The 16,223-nt window shown below is 38.9% G+C and carries 14 protein-coding genes and 1 pseudogene; 11 read left to right on the top strand and 4 right to left on the bottom strand.

Annotation, left to right across the window (positions count from 1 at the left end):
* Positions 1–54: 54 nt before the first annotated feature.
* The gene (locus NST34_RS20770) at positions 55–948 is read right to left on the bottom strand and encodes a M23 family metallopeptidase (protein WP_341128683.1); all 894 of its coding nucleotides are present in this window, start codon (positions 946–948) and stop codon (positions 55–57) included.
* Between the two features lie 193 nt (positions 949–1,141).
* Between NST34_RS20770 and NST34_RS20765 the strand changes: the two genes are divergently transcribed.
* Positions 1,142–1,516 (top strand): hypothetical protein, encoded by a 375-nt coding sequence (locus NST34_RS20765; RefSeq protein ID WP_060622951.1) that lies wholly within the window; start codon positions 1,142–1,144, stop codon positions 1,514–1,516.
* Positions 1,517–1,688: 172 nt separating this feature from the next.
* The gene (locus NST34_RS20760; protein WP_341060203.1) at positions 1,689–3,329 is read left to right on the top strand and encodes an alkaline phosphatase; all 1,641 of its coding nucleotides are present in this window, start codon (positions 1,689–1,691) and stop codon (positions 3,327–3,329) included.
* 66 nt (positions 3,330–3,395) lie between these two features.
* On the opposite strand, the gene NST34_RS20755 is transcribed toward NST34_RS20760, so the two are convergent.
* The gene (locus NST34_RS20755) at positions 3,396–4,448 is read right to left on the bottom strand and encodes a DUF418 domain-containing protein (RefSeq protein WP_341128682.1); all 1,053 of its coding nucleotides are present in this window, start codon (positions 4,446–4,448) and stop codon (positions 3,396–3,398) included.
* Between the two features lie 184 nt (positions 4,449–4,632).
* On the opposite strand from NST34_RS20755, the gene NST34_RS20750 reads away from it, so the two are divergent.
* The 4 genes from NST34_RS20750 to NST34_RS20735 all read left to right on the top strand — a co-directional run bounded on the left by NST34_RS20750 (position 4,633) and on the right by NST34_RS20735 (position 8,966).
* Positions 4,633–5,781, top strand: coding sequence for a VanZ family protein (locus NST34_RS20750; protein WP_076299299.1), 1,149 nt, complete (start codon positions 4,633–4,635; stop codon positions 5,779–5,781).
* 152 nt (positions 5,782–5,933) lie between these two features.
* On the top strand, positions 5,934–6,701 hold the full coding sequence (locus NST34_RS20745; RefSeq protein ID WP_042189627.1) for an ABC transporter ATP-binding protein: 768 nt from the start codon (positions 5,934–5,936) through the stop codon (positions 6,699–6,701).
* Complete coding sequence (locus tag NST34_RS20740) at positions 6,688–8,607, top strand: ABC transporter permease (protein ID WP_076299298.1); 1,920 nt, start codon at positions 6,688–6,690, stop codon at positions 8,605–8,607. Before NST34_RS20745 ends, NST34_RS20740 begins: the two co-directional genes overlap by 14 nt.
* Positions 8,608–8,612: 5 nt before the next feature.
* Positions 8,613–8,966: a YxeA family protein gene (locus NST34_RS20735; protein ID WP_076285453.1), complete on the top strand. Its 354-nt coding sequence runs from the start codon at positions 8,613–8,615 to the stop codon at positions 8,964–8,966.
* 79 nt (positions 8,967–9,045) lie between these two features.
* On the opposite strand, the gene NST34_RS20730 is transcribed toward NST34_RS20735, so the two are convergent.
* Positions 9,046–10,437, bottom strand: coding sequence for a sensor histidine kinase (locus NST34_RS20730; protein WP_340971127.1), 1,392 nt, complete (start codon positions 10,435–10,437; stop codon positions 9,046–9,048).
* A gap of 6 nt (positions 10,438–10,443) precedes the next feature.
* Positions 10,444–11,145, bottom strand: a complete 702-nt coding sequence (locus NST34_RS20725; RefSeq protein WP_340971125.1) for a response regulator transcription factor — start codon at positions 11,143–11,145, stop codon at positions 10,444–10,446.
* Positions 11,146–11,354: 209 nt separating this feature from the next.
* Here NST34_RS20725 and NST34_RS32170 point away from each other — a divergent pair, with 209 nt between their 5' ends.
* The 5 genes and pseudogenes from NST34_RS32170 to NST34_RS20705 all read left to right on the top strand — a co-directional run bounded on the left by NST34_RS32170 (position 11,355) and on the right by NST34_RS20705 (position 16,168).
* Positions 11,355–11,540 carry a hypothetical protein gene (locus tag NST34_RS32170; RefSeq protein ID WP_076285345.1) on the top strand — a complete coding sequence of 62 codons (186 nt, stop codon included), beginning with the start codon at positions 11,355–11,357 and terminating at the stop codon, positions 11,538–11,540.
* A pseudogene (locus NST34_RS20720) lies at positions 11,485–12,010 on the top strand (MMPL family transporter); the annotation flags it as partial. The gene NST34_RS32170 and the pseudogene NST34_RS20720, both read left to right, overlap by 56 nt.
* Positions 12,011–12,315: 305 nt before the next feature.
* Positions 12,316–13,179, top strand: coding sequence for a MurR/RpiR family transcriptional regulator (locus NST34_RS20715; RefSeq protein ID WP_060622962.1), 864 nt, complete (start codon positions 12,316–12,318; stop codon positions 13,177–13,179).
* Positions 13,180–13,750: 571 nt separating this feature from the next.
* A complete protein-coding gene (murQ, locus tag NST34_RS20710; protein ID WP_036688725.1) occupies positions 13,751–14,656 on the top strand; it encodes an N-acetylmuramic acid 6-phosphate etherase in 906 nt (301 codons plus the stop codon).
* A gap of 57 nt (positions 14,657–14,713) precedes the next feature.
* Positions 14,714–16,168, top strand: a complete 1,455-nt coding sequence (locus NST34_RS20705; RefSeq protein ID WP_036688723.1) for an ABC transporter substrate-binding protein — start codon at positions 14,714–14,716, stop codon at positions 16,166–16,168.
* Positions 16,169–16,223 lie beyond the last annotated feature (55 nt).

The following is a 16,223-nucleotide window of genomic DNA, read 5'->3' as shown; positions in this document are numbered from 1 at the left end:
TGTTCATTCCTCCTACGGTAACTCCTCCGAAAGACAGCTTCACTCTTCACCAGATCATGGTTCATTGCGCATTGGCGTGACTTCTGTTCCTTTTAACGGCATAGCCTTTGCATTTGTATCTTCAAAGTATAACGGCAGTCCTTCTGCTAGAATAGGCAAAAGGGTTTGGGTTGGGTCTTGGCGCTGATGATGAATATGCAGGTGGGGTTCTGATGTGGAACCACTATTTCCTACATGTCCAAGCACTTCACCGGCATTGACGTGATCTCCAACTGCAACGGTAACACTATCTTGTTTGAGGTGATTAAGTAATAAGTAGGTTCCCGTCGCATCAATCCTGAGATAAACGTGATTTCCTTCCATGGAAATGAATTTTTCAGTACCTGGCACAATATCAGATTCATCGTCAAAAGCTGCAATAACCGTTCCAGATACCGGTGATAGGACCTTTTGCTTCCAAATTCCGTAATCTTCCAGACTAGTACTTCCTGTATTATAGGGTTCCATGACTAAATCATAGGCCCAACGTTCCGAAGGCCAAGTGGCATGAGGCAGATTATTGTCGGTGGAATCACCACCCCAGCCAACAATTGTTTGCTCAGAAAATGGCCATTTAACAGTGACTGAAGGGTGGACGTTGATTATACGTACAGGATATGCCAACTGTATAATATTCATGGTTAGGAGGAAATGTGAAGCTAATACAGTACATAAAACGAGAGGCATCCATTTATCGGAAATTCTTTTCTTTTTGATAATAGAAACTAATATTAAAAAGATATTTAATAATACTCCTACGAAACCCAGAATTGGGATGATAAATTTAAGTGCCATCCATGCATAGACACCAGGTAAGCCATTAATCAAAAATACGCAGATCCATGACAGTAATGCTGCAGCTAAAATTGTACTACCTAAATACCCGAATGCTTGAATTATTCTTTTCATATTCGCTCCTAACGTATAAGAAAGTATATAGTAGTTAGACGAATATAACTGGAAAATCACTTCGACTGCTATTTTGGATAATATCACCGCAGGGAAATCTGAAAAACAAACATTTGTACAACTATATTTGTCTTGTACCGTTCTTTGAAGTTGGTAATAGACTAAATCAATCTCAGAGAAGGAGTTGATTTAGTTGGCCAACAGTGATGTACGTCTTGCTCTATGGTCGGGTACTAATTTTACCAATCGCCGGATTCGATTCAGACGTGGAGGAGTTGCGGTTCGTGATCTTGGAGCGTTTCGGTTTAACAACGTTCTTTCGAGTTTCCGACTCAGAAATGTTGTGGAGAGCTCTCAAGTAACGCTTGTACTATTTTCACGCATTAACTTTCAGGGATCGTTCCGTGTGTTCCGTGGCAGCCAAAACGTAGCGAACTTGAATAATTTTAACTTTAACAATGTCACATCTTCGTTTATATTGGTAGGCCGTATCCTTACAAGCTCCGAAATTTCCCAAATTCAAAGCACTGGTAGAGCGCCTCGAGATATCCTCGTAATAAGACAATAATAATGCAAAGGGTGCCCCTAGGGCGCCCTTTTTTTTGCAATTATCAGTAGCACAGGTCAAGACAAAATATGCATAGAATTTAATATATAACAAGAGAATAGGTGCTGTCCCGCAAACAATCCTCCTTTAAACTAGTAACGTACTTAACAAAATCTGCTAGAGGAGGATTCAAATGCGCAAAAAGGTTATCGGGAGAATTTGCAGTACCGTTATGGTTTGTAGTCTGCTTGCAGCAGGCAACGGAACGACCTACGCCAGTGGCGCCAATAACTCTGATGCTCCTACCAACAAATCGGTCAAGAACGTGATCCTGTTTATTACGGATGGGATGAGCTTATCCGATGTGAACTTGGCCAGATGGTATCAAGGAGGGCAGGCGCTTGCGATGGATAAGTATTTCAGTGGGCTGGTGAGAACCTATTCTACGGATTCACTGACCACAGATTCCGCTGCGGGAGCTACGGCTTATGCCACAGGACATAAGGTTAAGAGTGAGACCGTATCCATACTACCCGACCGAATAACGATGCCGTTTGTGGGTGCAGTTAAGCCAGAGGACGTGAACAAACCTCTGCCTACCATTATGGATGCAGCGAGAATGGCAGGGAAAAGTACAGGAACGGTATTTACTTGTGAATTAACGGATGCGACGCCGGCTACATTTTTAAGTCATGCATACACGCGTGACAATGCGCAGTCTATAGCAGAACAGATGGTCTACAGTGGCGTAGATGTTCTTCTCGGGGGTGGGTCCGGGTATTTGGTACCCGGCAAAGAAGACATTAACCGTAAGGACGGAGAAGATTTAACCAAAATCCTGAAATCAAATGGGTATGAATACGTAACGGATAAAGCAGGTTTAATGAATTCTAAAACGAATAAAATCTGGGGTCTGTTCAACCCTGAAGCACTGGATGCTGATTTTGATCTGAACCCGCAAAAGCAACCGAGCCTTGCTGAAATGACCAAAGTAGCGATAGAGAAGTTGTCGCAGAACGATAATGGTTTTATTCTGATGGTCGAAGCAAGCCAGATTGACTGGTATGGTCATGATAACGATCCGGTGGGGATTATGAGTGAGACATTAGCGTTTGATAAAGCCTTTAAAGCCGCTGTTGACTTTGCAGAAAAAGACGGAAATACAGCAGTCTTGTCCGTTTCGGATCATGCTACTGGCGGGCTCAATATGACGAACTATGATTCCACCAAAGACCTAGTCTCCGTATTGAAGAAAGCGAAACACACCAGTTATTACATTGAAGGCAGTATTAATGAGCACAATTTCAAAAAGGTCCTAGCGGATAATTATGGACTTAGTGATTTAACCAAAGAAGAAGCGGATCAAGTCAGATTAGGAATGAAAGATAACCTTTCGCCGGTCATCGGTAAAATCTTGGGGAATAAGATAGGCGTAACCTTCTCTACGGATGATCACACATCGGAAGAAGTTGGATTGTTCGCCTACCATCCGGCTAATTATAAACCGACCGATTTCGTGAACAGCGGTGTAATCCAGAATACGGATGTGAATAAGTATATTCAAGAAGTGACCGGACTCAATCTGGCGCAACTTCAGGATACACTGTACGTATCCAGTGATAAATTCAAGGCCAAAGGAGCTACGATCACCCTAGATAAGACCGATAAGACTAATCCGGTGGTTGTAGTGAAAAAAGCAGGCCAAGTTCTCAAGCTGCCTATAGATAAAAACATCGCCATTCTGGATGGCAAAACAACGAAACTCAATGTACTGACAGTAATGATTAAAGATAAAGTGTGGGTTTCACAGGATGCATTAGACTTGATTCTCTGATTATTACAGTTCAAGGTATGATTGTTCGACTAAAAGTTAAAGCGCTTAAACCCGAAAACCCCTTTTTTATGAGGGGTTTTTTGTTGCAGGCTTTGTTCCATAGGTCATCAAGCGCCAAAGCTTTTCTAAAGGTCCCATGGAAAAGAACTTGAACCAGATGGTACTAAAAATGATTTGAATCATATAAATCAGAACAGCGATGTAGAGAATATCTTTGGGTGAAACGACTTCGAGACCTATCGTTGAAATGATTGCCGTCCCTATAATGCTTTGAGCTACATAATTTGTAAATGCCATTTGACCCACCCGGGATATGGGTGTCAGGAATTTCACCATTTGTTTGTTTTCTAATAGTAGAAATAATGTTGTTAAGTAAAACAAAGTGGTTGGAAGTGATCCTAAGCCCGTAACTGAATCTACATTGCTGCTCCCGCTTTGAGAAGCGTTCCAAATCCATAATGAGAAACCAACGAACAAAAGAAATGATGCCATTTGAATCCATCTAATTGGTTTTGATAATTCTTGTATAAGTGTCAGCCAACCTGACTTTGCAGTTAAAAAACCGGCTAAAAACATAATAAAGATTTGCATAGCGTCATTAGAAAAAATATCAAGGATAGATGAGACTGCCCCTTGAGACGGTAAAAATATTTTTACCATCAAGGAAATGATGTAAATGGATGTCATACCCATAAGCCACTTTTTAAGTGTAGAAACCGTTGTGTGATAAAAAGGGATCAGAAACAATCCGATAATGGCGTATACGGGTAGAATGGTTCCCCAAAAGATAAATACATGAATGATTCCCAGCAGCAAGAGGATTAGTAAACGTCTAGCCATACGCCATCTAGGTCGATCTCCCCGGCTTTCGGCTCTTGAGGCGAAAATGTATAGACCTACACCAAATAGGAATGAAAAAATAGAAAAGAACTTTTTTTGTACGAAGATGATTATCAAAGTATTGATGATTCCATTAATGCCACTATAGTCTGGTAAGGGATCTCCTTCCATAATAACTTTAAAGGCTCCAACATTTATCAGCAGAATGCCAAAAAGAGCAAGCCCGCGAATGATGTCGAGTGAAATGATTCTTTCTTTTTGTGAAATCGAGGGATTCATTAATAGTTCTCCTTTGAAAATAGTTTCATTTGCTTAGAAGTCAGTATAAGTGGAGAACCTTACATTAAATTGATGCCAACATTACAGGATCCTTAAATTTGATAAAATGTTCCAACTCCAGTTGAATTAGAATCCGTTTTATGGTTAATATGAATACTAAATAATTATAGGGTGTGAACTAGAAATGTCAGCATATACTCAACCAATCTTTGTGGCGGCGATCTTTTTTGTGGTTTTAGCATTTGCCTTATTTGTTCCATGGCTCATTTATACCTATAGAAAGTATAACTATCTGCCATTTTCTACCACGTTAATTTCATTTTCGTTTATTTTTTACTTTCTAGCAGCGTTATTTTTAGTCTTGTTGCCGTTGCCAGAGATACGCGATACTTGTTCACTACAAAAACCGGGCACACAACATTATTCACTTATGCCATTTCAATTTATAGTGAGCACCTTAGGGAATAGTGGTATCGTGTTATCACAGCCTGCAACTTATAGACTGTTATTTAGCCAACCCTCATTCTATCAAGCTTTTTTTAATTTCTTGCTATTATTACCTTTTGGTGTTTATTTGCGATATTTTTTTCAAGACAAGAAACACTGGAAAAAAGCGCTAGCAATCACGTTCTTATTAACATTATTTTATGAGATAACACAGGTAACAGGTATTTACGGGATTTATAATTGCCCTTATCGTATTTTTGATGTGGACGATTTATTGTTGAATACTACCGGCGGGGTACTGGGCTTCTTTATTGCTCCAGCTGTGTTGGCGTTATTCCCATCAAAAAAGAAAATTAATGAGAAAGCAGATAGATTATTGGCTCTTGATGAAGTAAGAGGGATGTCTGTGTTGCTGGCTGTTATTATTGATATATTTATCAGCAACATAGTAGTTAAAGTTGTGCTGAGTATGACCAACGTTAATATGGTTAGTGAATTTATTGTGAGCACAATTACACTTTCTGTAACCTTGTTTATTATTCCATGGATTTGGAATGGATCGACAATCGGTACGAAAATAATGCGTTATCGCTATGACAGTAAAATAAGTCGAGTGGAAACGAACAAGCGATTATTTAAACGCTTTGGTGCCATTTATGCGATGTACTTCATAACAGTCATTGCGAATACTTTGAATAACGTGGAACTATCAATGGATTCTCCATTTTATAAGGCATCTATATTCTTAACGTTAGGTGCAGCATTGACCTCTATCATCTTAACGATCGTGTTGTTCATTCATGTTATATTAGTCGTGTTTGGCAAACAAAAACGCCGCTTTTACTTTGATGAAGCTTCTGATTTATATACAACGAGAAAAAAATGAATTTTTTTCAATCGTAAAGGGGTACTCCGTAGTCTTAAATGGCTACTGGGTACCCCTTTTTTTGGATTTAAGCTTATTGTAAGGTTGGCATGAATTTGCTGTAAGGTTCACAGCCTATAGTATAAGTATCAGCAAATTATGAGGTGAAATGAATGGAACCATTATTAAAAGTAGAAAACATAAAAAAAGTGTACGGGAAGTTAAGTGCTGCATACACAGCCTTAGAAAACGTGTCATTTGACATTCATGAAGGTGAGTTTGTAGGGATTATGGGACCTTCGGGCGCTGGAAAATCAACCTTGCTAAATTTGTTAGCAACTATTGATTCCCCAACTGAAGGGAAGATTTATATGAAGAACAAGAGTATTCATGATATGAAGGAAGCAGCCTTATCAGACTTCAGACGTGAACATCTCGGCTTCATCTTCCAAGATTACAATTTACTCGATTCCTTGACTGTAAAGGAGAACATATTGCTTCCTCTGGCGATTGCTAAAATTCCAGCGAAGAAAATCAATCACCTCGTGACTCAGATTTCTAAAGTATTTGGGATTGAAGATCTACTGGCAAAATATCCTTACCAAATCTCTGGTGGTCAAAAGCAAAGAACCGCTGCGGCTAGAGCGCTCGTGACAGAGCCTGCACTGATTTTGGCTGATGAACCAACAGGTGCGCTTGACTCTAAATCAGCAACAGATTTATTGGAAAGCTTAAGCACTTTAAATGAAAATAACAACTCGACCATTATGATGGTGACTCATGATGCCTTTGCCGCAAGCTTCTGCCGCCGGATTATTTTCATCAAGGATGGTTCATTTTCAACAGAAATATTTCGTCGTGATCAGACACGCAAAGCCTTCTTCCAAGAGATCTTAGATGTTCATGCGGCCATTGGGGGTGAGGTAGATGACGTTATTTAGTCTAGCAAGAAAAAATATAGCCCGAAACTTTTCACAATATTTTTTATATATTGCATCGATGGTGTTTAGTATCATCATTTACTTTACATTTGTGACTTTGAAATATAGCGATACTATAGCAGAACAGACGGCTTCATCCCAAAAACTAGGCTCACTAATGAGTGGGGCGGCAGTCATTCTCATCTTTTTCGTGTTCATATTTATTGCTTATTCCAATTCATTTTTTATGAAAAAACGTAAAAAAGAAGTCGCATTGTATGCGTTGCTAGGGGTACGTAATCGTCAAATAGGCTTTATGCTCTTTTTCGAAAATTTATTGTTAGGATTATTCTCTTTAGTAGTAGGAATTGTACTTGGGTTCCTATGTTCAAAAGGATTTATGACGATTTTAATTCATTTAATGGGTTATGACGTTGTAGCACCCTTTACATTTTCAGCGGCGGCAGCGATGAACACGGCTATCGTATTTCTAGTTATATTTTTAGTAACATCGTTTCAAGGCTATCGCTTGATCTATCAATTTAAGCTGATTGATTTATTTCATGCTTCCAAAAAGGGAGAAGTGGCGCCTAAACCATCTATGATAGTAGCTGTTCTTGGAGTGTTACTCATTGTCTTGGGCTATTGGCTTGCAATGCAGGACCTTTTCACTTCTAAGGTATGGGAAAAAATTGGATTCCCCTTGACTGTATTAATCATTTTAACAACGGTTATTTTGGGTACATTTTTATTGTTCCACAGTGTGACTGGCTTTGTGTTAGCAATGATTAAGAAAAATGAAAGGTGGCTTTGGAAAGGCCTTCATGTCATTACTATTTCGCAGCTGCTCTATCGTATTCGTGGGAACGCACGTACATTAACTGTGATTGCCGTGTTGAGTGCTACGACAGTAACTGCCGGTGGAGCGGTCTATGGCCTTTATTACAATACGAATGACTCGGCGAAAACGATTAATCCGAATACCTTTATGTATCAATCCACAGATGCAGAAATGGACAAGCAAGTGAGTGCTGTAGTATCAGATACAAAATACGATAAAAATATTGAAGCACTATCCATTACGTTTCATACGAAAGAGTTAAACTCGCCATCAACATTCGATAGCTCTGATAAAAGAGAATATACAGTTATCGATGAAAAAACATACAACCAATTAGCAAGTCTACAACATAAAGAAAAATTAGATGTAAAGGACAGCTACGCGGTTATTTTAGATATCGGATATGACAAAAGGTTCTCACCAATATATACAGGGAAAACTATAACAACAGGCAACGGCCATCCTCTCACATTCCAAAGCTTTAAAACGCAAAGCGTATTGAATGTAGGTACAGCAGGTATAACCGTGGTAGTCTCGGAGGATCAGTATAAAGTGTTGCAAAATGATGGGGAAGTGCTGCACTATCGTGTTCTTGGGGTAGATGATGCTTCTGTAGATTTATCTAAAAAAATTGCAAACCAATTACCTGAAGAAGCGTTATTTTCAAGTGGTCCACAAGATTACCAAACAAGTTTGGAAGGTGTGGGGTCTCTACTGTTTATCGGAAGTTTCCTTGGTCTAGTATTTCTGGCTGCTACAGGCAGTATCATTTATTTTAAGGTTTTGACAGAGGCAGAAGAGGATAAATCACAGTACAATATGCTGCATAAAATGGGTGTCAGTGCAAAAGAAATGCGAAAATCAATTGCGTCACAGGTATTCGTTATCTTTGTTGTACCGCTTGTAGTAGGGTTATTGCATAGTGTAGTGGCTTTAAAAGCATTCTCTAGTCTACTGATGATAGATTTAGCAAAACCTGTGTTGCTCTGGATGATTGCTTATACCGTAATTTACGGGTTGTATTATTTCTTAACCGTAGCTTCTTACAATCGTATTATCACACTAAATAATAGAACAGAAGGATGATTGAGATGAAAAAATTTCTAATTACTATGGGTATTTTGTTTGTTATTGGAGTTGTAGGGGTCTTTGCTATAGCCAAGATTGATTTCAATCGCTTCAATGCCGAAAATTACTACTTACAAATCACTGAGGATGGGGAACCCCATGAATATAAACTGAGCGATGGTTCGGTCATGACCTCTTATTCTTATACACTAGAGGCTACAAATGCCAAAGGTACTACAATTCCACTGGAATTTAATGCACAAAAAAATCTTCGTAAAGGCGCCTACTTGAAAATGTATGTAAAAAAAGGTGATCAAGTCTCCTCATACGATGAAGTGAAATTAGAGGATATTCCGCTAAAAGCACTAAAAAACTAATAAATTGAAGAAGGGCTGTCTCCAATAAAGTAAGTGGAGAACAGCCCCTTTCTCTGCCTAATAAGTAAGTCATTTTGAATTATAAAAGTATAGTAATGGTGGTACCGGTATTTTCAACGCTCGTCAAATCGAGTTTCCCCTCATGAGCCCAAATAATATCTCTGGCGATGGCCATACCTAACCCAGTTCCATGCTTACTCGTTGTGTTTGTACCCCGATAGTAGCGTTCGAAAACCTGTTCCAGATCTTTAGCCGGAATACCCTGGCCATTATCAGAAATTGTAATTTGGGTATGCGGACTAATGGTTTCCACTCGAATCTTCACCACGACATTTTCATCGTTATGCACAAGCGCGTTATAGATAAAGTTAAGGATCGCTCGTTTTAGTAATTTTTTATCTACTTTATGTACGGCTTTAACTACATTTGCCTCAAACTCTATCTGCCGTTCACCAAAGGTCGGATCATTTAAAAGTTCAATCGTCATTTCTCGTAGAAACTGAACGAGATTCACATCTTCAAATTGCAGGGATAGCTGGTGATTACGCAAACGCGTCGTTAAATTGAGGTCATCTAACAAATCTTTCATATACATCGATTTACTCTTGATAATTGCTGTGTATTCCTGTAATTCTTGGGCTGTTAAATCTGTGGCACTGTCGTTTATAAATTCTGCATAACCTTGAATAGAAGCAAGTGGCGTTTTCATGTCATGCGAAACATTACTAATCCATTCCTCACGCATTTGGTCGAGATGCTTACGTTCCTCTTCATGTCGATCGAGCTTTTCAGATAGTTCATTCATGTTTCGGAAAACTTCTTCATAAACGCCTTTAGGAGTAGGCATTTTCTTAAAACGTCGCTCCCTAAGCTGTTGAATACCCTCTATTAATGTATGAAGGGGTGCAGTTAACTTTTTCCCAAATAGAAATCCAATGAGGATTACAATAAGCACATCAACGATTAAAAAAATGAAAAGAAAAACATTAACATCTTTGAAAATTTTAGCGTAGTCATAGGTCATTACGTACCGGCCTATTTTTGGATTATTAATCCCTAAAAAGTAACTGAAATTTTGGGCTTCGCTGACAAAAACCGTCGTGCGTGCATCTAATTCTTTATATTTATACATTTGTACAATTTCAATAGGAGAATACTCTGTTTTCAATTCTTCAGGGGTATAAAAGGCAGCTGCTTGCTCCCCTTGGTCATTCAAGAATTGTACCCAGGCGCTCATTTCTTGTAGTTTTTTGAGACCTTCTTCATTCACAACAGGTTTGCCAGCCTGTAATTCTACGTATTGTGAAAAGGTCCGGCTAAAGGTTTCTGCAGATGCTTCTTCAGTGCCAAAGTTATTATTATTTACCTTTATAACGAATAAGGAAAGGAACAAAATCGCGTTTACAATACCAACGATCACAACAATAGTCATAACCGATCTTAAAAAGCGGAGTGTCAATTTCCATTTCAACTAGTCTCACTCCTTGGTATTTAATTTATAACCTAACCCTTTAACCGTCAAAATAAAGGAAGGATTTGAAGGGTCGGCCTCAATTTTTTCGCGTAAGCGCCGAATATGTACCATCACTGTATTATCGGAACCAAAAAAATCCTCACCCCACACCTGTCCAAACAAGGTTTCTTTGCTTAGAATCTGATTGGGATGATGCATAAAACAGCTCATTAAACCGACTTCTTTGGCGGTTAGCACGAGGACCTCGCCATTCTTTTTTAATTCTGTCTCATTGGCACTAAGCTCAAAGGGGCCAGCTTGTAAGCTTTTCGGAGCTTTTTTTTCTTCTGTAAAGCCAGCTCTTCTCAGTTGTGCCTTTACCCGATAAGCGACTTCTTTCGGACTGAACGGTTTAGTAATATAATCATCGCCACCTATCGCCAGTCCTAACAGCTTATTAATTTCCTCGTCTTTTGCAGACATAAATAAGATTGGTGCATTTGATGTTTCCCGAATTTTTCTGCATAAGTCATATCCTTCTCCATCTGGGAGCATAATATCTAGCAATATAAGCTCAGGATTATACTCCTGGAACTTGTCCCAACCCTCTGCAACGGTCCCGGCAGTTACAACGTCTGCAATACCTTCTTTATGTAAAACTGCCTTCATCAGACGAGCTAAATCATCTTCATCGTCTATGATTAATACCCATTTATGACTTGCCATTTGTTTCCCTCCAAATCCGTCTTTATGTACATTATTACATTATAAAGGACTCTTTATTTCTTGCGCAAAAAAATCGCAAAAGAAAGGCTTGCATGAAGATGGGTATTACTTAGACGAACATAGCAAAGCAATATTCGGTGATTTATTAAAATTCATTCTAGATAGCCAAATCAGGTAAGTAGGAGAAATTGTTACGCCCCCTGCCTTCCATGGCATTGATCTGCGCTGTATATGGCCCTTTGAAGATGTTCGCTAAAATGATGGAAGAAGGTGAGTTACTGTATTCGCTTGAGCTCGAAGAAGAACTTGCAGACAGCTTTTGGAATGCCATTAGATTGCAGCGACTTGCAAGGAGTGCAAGCAGCCTTAACAGGAACAACTGCAACCAATGCTGATTTGCAGAATATTTCACAGGATGACTTTGTACGTACAGCCGTGATTATGCTGGTCGGAATCATAATTGTGCTAATAGTCATTACGCGCTCTGTGTCCAGTTCTCTGTTCATTATTGCTTCCTTGGTGCTAGTGTACTTACTTCTCTTGGAATCAGTGAAATCTTGAGCTGGATCGTTCCATTTTTCAGCTTCATTATGATTGCAGCCCTGGGCGTTGATTACAGCATATTCCTGATGATGCGGTATAACGAGCTTGAAGGGGATGTTGGATCACCTGCGCCGCGTTGATTCCTTCGGGCGTAATGACACTTATACAGGTAGCATTCGTATTAATCATTGCACTATTATTACTAAGTGTAGCGGCCATGCCGGTGTTCTTGACTGCATTAAAGCAGCTTGCTAGCAAATTAAATGGTTCAAGCAACGGTGCTACATCAAAGAATGTAGTTGACAAATCGAGTCATATTTAGACGGCAGTAAAATTTAAAAATACATGCGTATTACGTATGCTGAGAACAATAGAAAAAATCTTCGGGGACCTTTGTGGTCCCTTGTTTCACCATATCAGAAAGTATATAATTATCGACTATACCTTACAACTTTATTACGCTATAATCAACGTAAAGTCACCAGATGATCTAAGAGTAGGATGATTTTAATAGATTAATTAATATTAGCTTTTGATATGCCAAAACGTATTTTGTTATTGAAATAGGTTGTTTATATTGTTTATGATATTATTAAAGGTGTTAATTAAATCTAGAGTAGGTAGATTATGAGTCTAAATGACAACGTATTAATTAAAATTCGTGAGATGCGAGAGAGTTTTACACCAGTTGAACGATTGGTCGGAGATTACATTTTAGAAAATACGGAAGAGATCCCTCATTTGTCGATTAAGGAATTGGCTCAATCGAGTAAGACAAGCGATGCATCTGTCCTTCGTTTCTGTAAGACGATGGGTTACAGCGGATACCGCAATTTTATTGTGAGTATATCGGCATCTTTGGGTTCTCGTGATGAGGATTCAAAGGCTCAATATACAGATATTCAGCCAGGTGATGATCTCTCGACAATTATATCAAATATTTCATTGAATAATTGCAAGTCCATTGAGGATACGCTTAGTGTTATTGATCGAAAAGAAATTACAAGAGCTGTAGAATTACTATGTCATAGTAAGCGAATTGTTTTCTTTGGAATAGGTGCTTCGGGACTCGTTTGTATGGACGGGGAACAGAAGTTCTCGCGAATTAATAAGATGTGTCATGCCTATACAGATGGTCATAGTCAGCTCACGGCAGCAACTTTACTTGAGAAAGATGATGTTGCCATTTTCATTTCTAACTCTGGAGCAACTAGTGATATTATTGATGCACTGGAAATTGCCCAAAAGAATAGAGCGAAATGTATTGCGATTACGAAGTACAATAAAAGTGAGCTTGCGGAGCGGGCGGATATTGTACTGAGCATATCCACACCTGAAATAACAATCCGCAGTGGGGCTATGGGCTCGCGTATTGCGATGCTTACGATCATCGACATATTATTTGCTGGTGTCGCAAGTGCAGAATATGAAGAAGTAAAAACCTACTTAACAAAAACGCATAATATATTAAAGAAAAAACTTAGAAATTAGGTTCTGATAGAATGAATGTGGAGGAAAGCATTGATCATGGATCAATGCTTTCTTTTTTTTTGTATTTCATTCACTTCGTATACTTAAATAAACTATTTATCAATCCATGTCAGATTATCTACATGATGAATACGTTGATCTAATGAATATAATAAGTAGTTTAATTCAATAATTAATAGCTTGGCACACAATTATGAGGAAGAAAATGAATGGAATCGAAGACGAAACATCATTCGGTTGAACACGGATGATGTAACTTTATGTTTCGTTTGGATCGATAATCAGCAAATAATACATTTTTTTAAATCGCTTTAACCTTAGAGCCATAGCGATCAAAGCAATTGGTAAAAATTTAAATTGCATCTTGTAAGCGCTTTATAAATGTGGTATAACATAGTATGTAAGGAATGAAATAAAACATCAGAATTTATTTTCTTTATGAAATTATATTTCAAAATCTATTGACGAAGCGATGGTGTTGTATTAGTATAAGAACATAATAATTGTAAGTTAATCTAACGCGTTTTGTTAATTACATGACATATTAAGGCTGGGAAGAAGGAGGATGGCTATGAATGACTACCTTGCGGGATTGACAACAGAGGCTGTGAATCCAGACACATTAATGATTGATGAATGTACTACGGAAGAAATGATCCAGTTAATGAATCAACAAGATGCACTGGTCCCCAGAGCTATAGCTGAGGAGATTCCGCAGATTGCAAAGGCGGTAGATATTCTACATCATAGGTTGTCTAATGGTGGAAGAATGTTTTACATAGGAGCTGGCTCATCAGGAAGATTAGGTGTTCTGGATGCTTCCGAATGTCCTCCTACCTTTGGTACAGATCCTTCCTTGGTGCAGGGCTATATTGCTGGTGGTGATATTGCTTTGCGTACTGCGGTTGAAGGCTGTGAAGACGATATGGATGAAGGGATCGCATTAATCGAAAGCATTGGTGTAACAAACAAAGATGTACTTATTGGGATTTCGGCAAGCGGTAGTGCAAACTACGTTATTGCAGCTTTAGCGAAAGCAAAGGAACTTGGAGCAGCCACTATCGGTGTTTGTAACAACAGAGGCTCAAAGTTCGAACCCATTGTAGATGTTTGTATAACACCTGTTGTAGGACCTGAGGTCATTAGCGGTTCGACTCGATTAAAGGCAGGAACTGCTCAGAAGTTGGTGCTTAATATGCTGACAACATGCACAATGGTCAAGTTAGGAAAAACGTACAACAACTTGATGGTTGATCTGAAGGCTAGTAATTTTAAGCTCGTAGATCGCTCGATTCGTATCATCATGAACACGACTGGTGTAGATACATCAACCGCCGCAGAAACACTTGAAAAAGCATCTATGAACTGTAAGCTGGCAATTATGATGATTAAATCGGGGTTAGATGCAAAAGAAGCAGAACAAGTACTTAACGCAAACGGAGGACGCTTGAAACAGGCAATCGCATCATTGGTTTAGGTGTGAAAAGTGGAATAACAGGATGGATGCTATTAATAATTGAGGAGGCTGTTTTCGATGAAAAAAAGATCACGTGGATTAACTCTGTTTTTGTCAGGAATCATGATGGTATCACTATTATCGGCTTGCGGAGGAAACGGAAATAACGCTCCAGCTTCTACAGATTCCGGTAACACAGGAACTAGTAACGGTGGTTCTGAGCCTAAAAAGGATACGATTACAGCACTTTTACCTCCGATATCAGCGAACTATCAAACACGTTTTGCTGATATGGAAAAAGAATTTAATACACTACATCCTAACTTGACTTTGAAAATCGAGCCAGCGAGCTGGGAAGATATGACGCAAAAACTTGATACTCAAGTAAATGCAGGTTCTCCTCCAGATATTGCTTTTATCGGTGCTTCAGGAATTTCGAAATATGCAGCACTTAATGTACTAATCGACCTTAACGGTGCCCTTTCTGATGAAGCCAAGGCAGATTATGACGAAGTTCCATTGAAATATTTCCAACTAGGTGACGCTCAATACGGCCTACCAGCGTATATGGAAATCCACACTATCGGTGGTAACAAACAATTCCTTGAAGAAGCCGGAATTGATTGGAAAAGCATTCAACAAAACGGTTGGACTTATGAAGAGTTCCGTAATGCAATTTCTAAAGGCGTAGTGAAAAATGATAAAGGTGAAACTACTCGTTATGGTTTCGTGTTCGCAACATCTGGTGTAGCATCTAAAGACTATCTAGCTATTCTTGCTAAAACTGCAGGTTTACCAGATTACTTCGATAAAGATCTTAAATATACGTATACAAGCAAAAACTTCTTGGGTCTACTTACATCTATTCGCGAAATGATCAACGATGGTTCTATGCCTAAAGAGCTAAGCTCTATCGATGCTGGTAAACGGTGGAACATGTTCCTAACGGGTCAAACGATGATCACAGGTAAAGGTTTATCTGCATTTGAAAACTCTGCTCGTCTAAACAATGAGAAGATTAAAGCGAACGATGGTTCAGCTGTTGCAGATTCTATTGAAGTTGATTATATTTCACTTCCAGTCCCAACATTCAACGGTGCCGATTATGTCCCTACTTCAATCGTTGATGGTTATATCGCACTTCGTGGTAAAAAAGCTCCATCTGAAGAGCACATCAAAAATATTGCCCTAGCAACGAATTTCTTGTCTTCTGGTTCAATTGCTGCTAACTACAGTAATGAGCTGTTCTTATCACCAATTACTGAATCTGCACGTAATGCAGAAGTACTTGAAAAATTCCCTCGTAACGAAGATAACGTTGCTGCAGGTAAAGCTATGATGGCAAAAGCGCTTCCGGCTCGTACAGATATTCCTACTGATCTGGCTGCTGAAGCATTAAAAATTGAAACAGAAGTTATTATTCCTAAACTACAAGCCTTACTTGCAAATGAGATTGCTCCACAAGAAATGTATGATGCAGTTAAAGCAGCTGCAATTAAATCTTTCGGTAAAGATGGTATTGTAGTTGACTAGTCTGTCGTAGGCTGACATGTGAAAGCTGTGCGTAGCTAGAACGTACAGCTTTCCT

The sequence above is a fragment of the Paenibacillus sp. FSL H7-0714 genome (assembly GCF_038003765.1).
Taxonomy (GTDB): Bacteria; Bacillota; Bacilli; order Paenibacillales; family Paenibacillaceae; genus Paenibacillus_AQ.
Note: the sequence above shows the minus strand (reverse complement) of the source record. Positions and strands in the feature narration are given on the sequence as shown.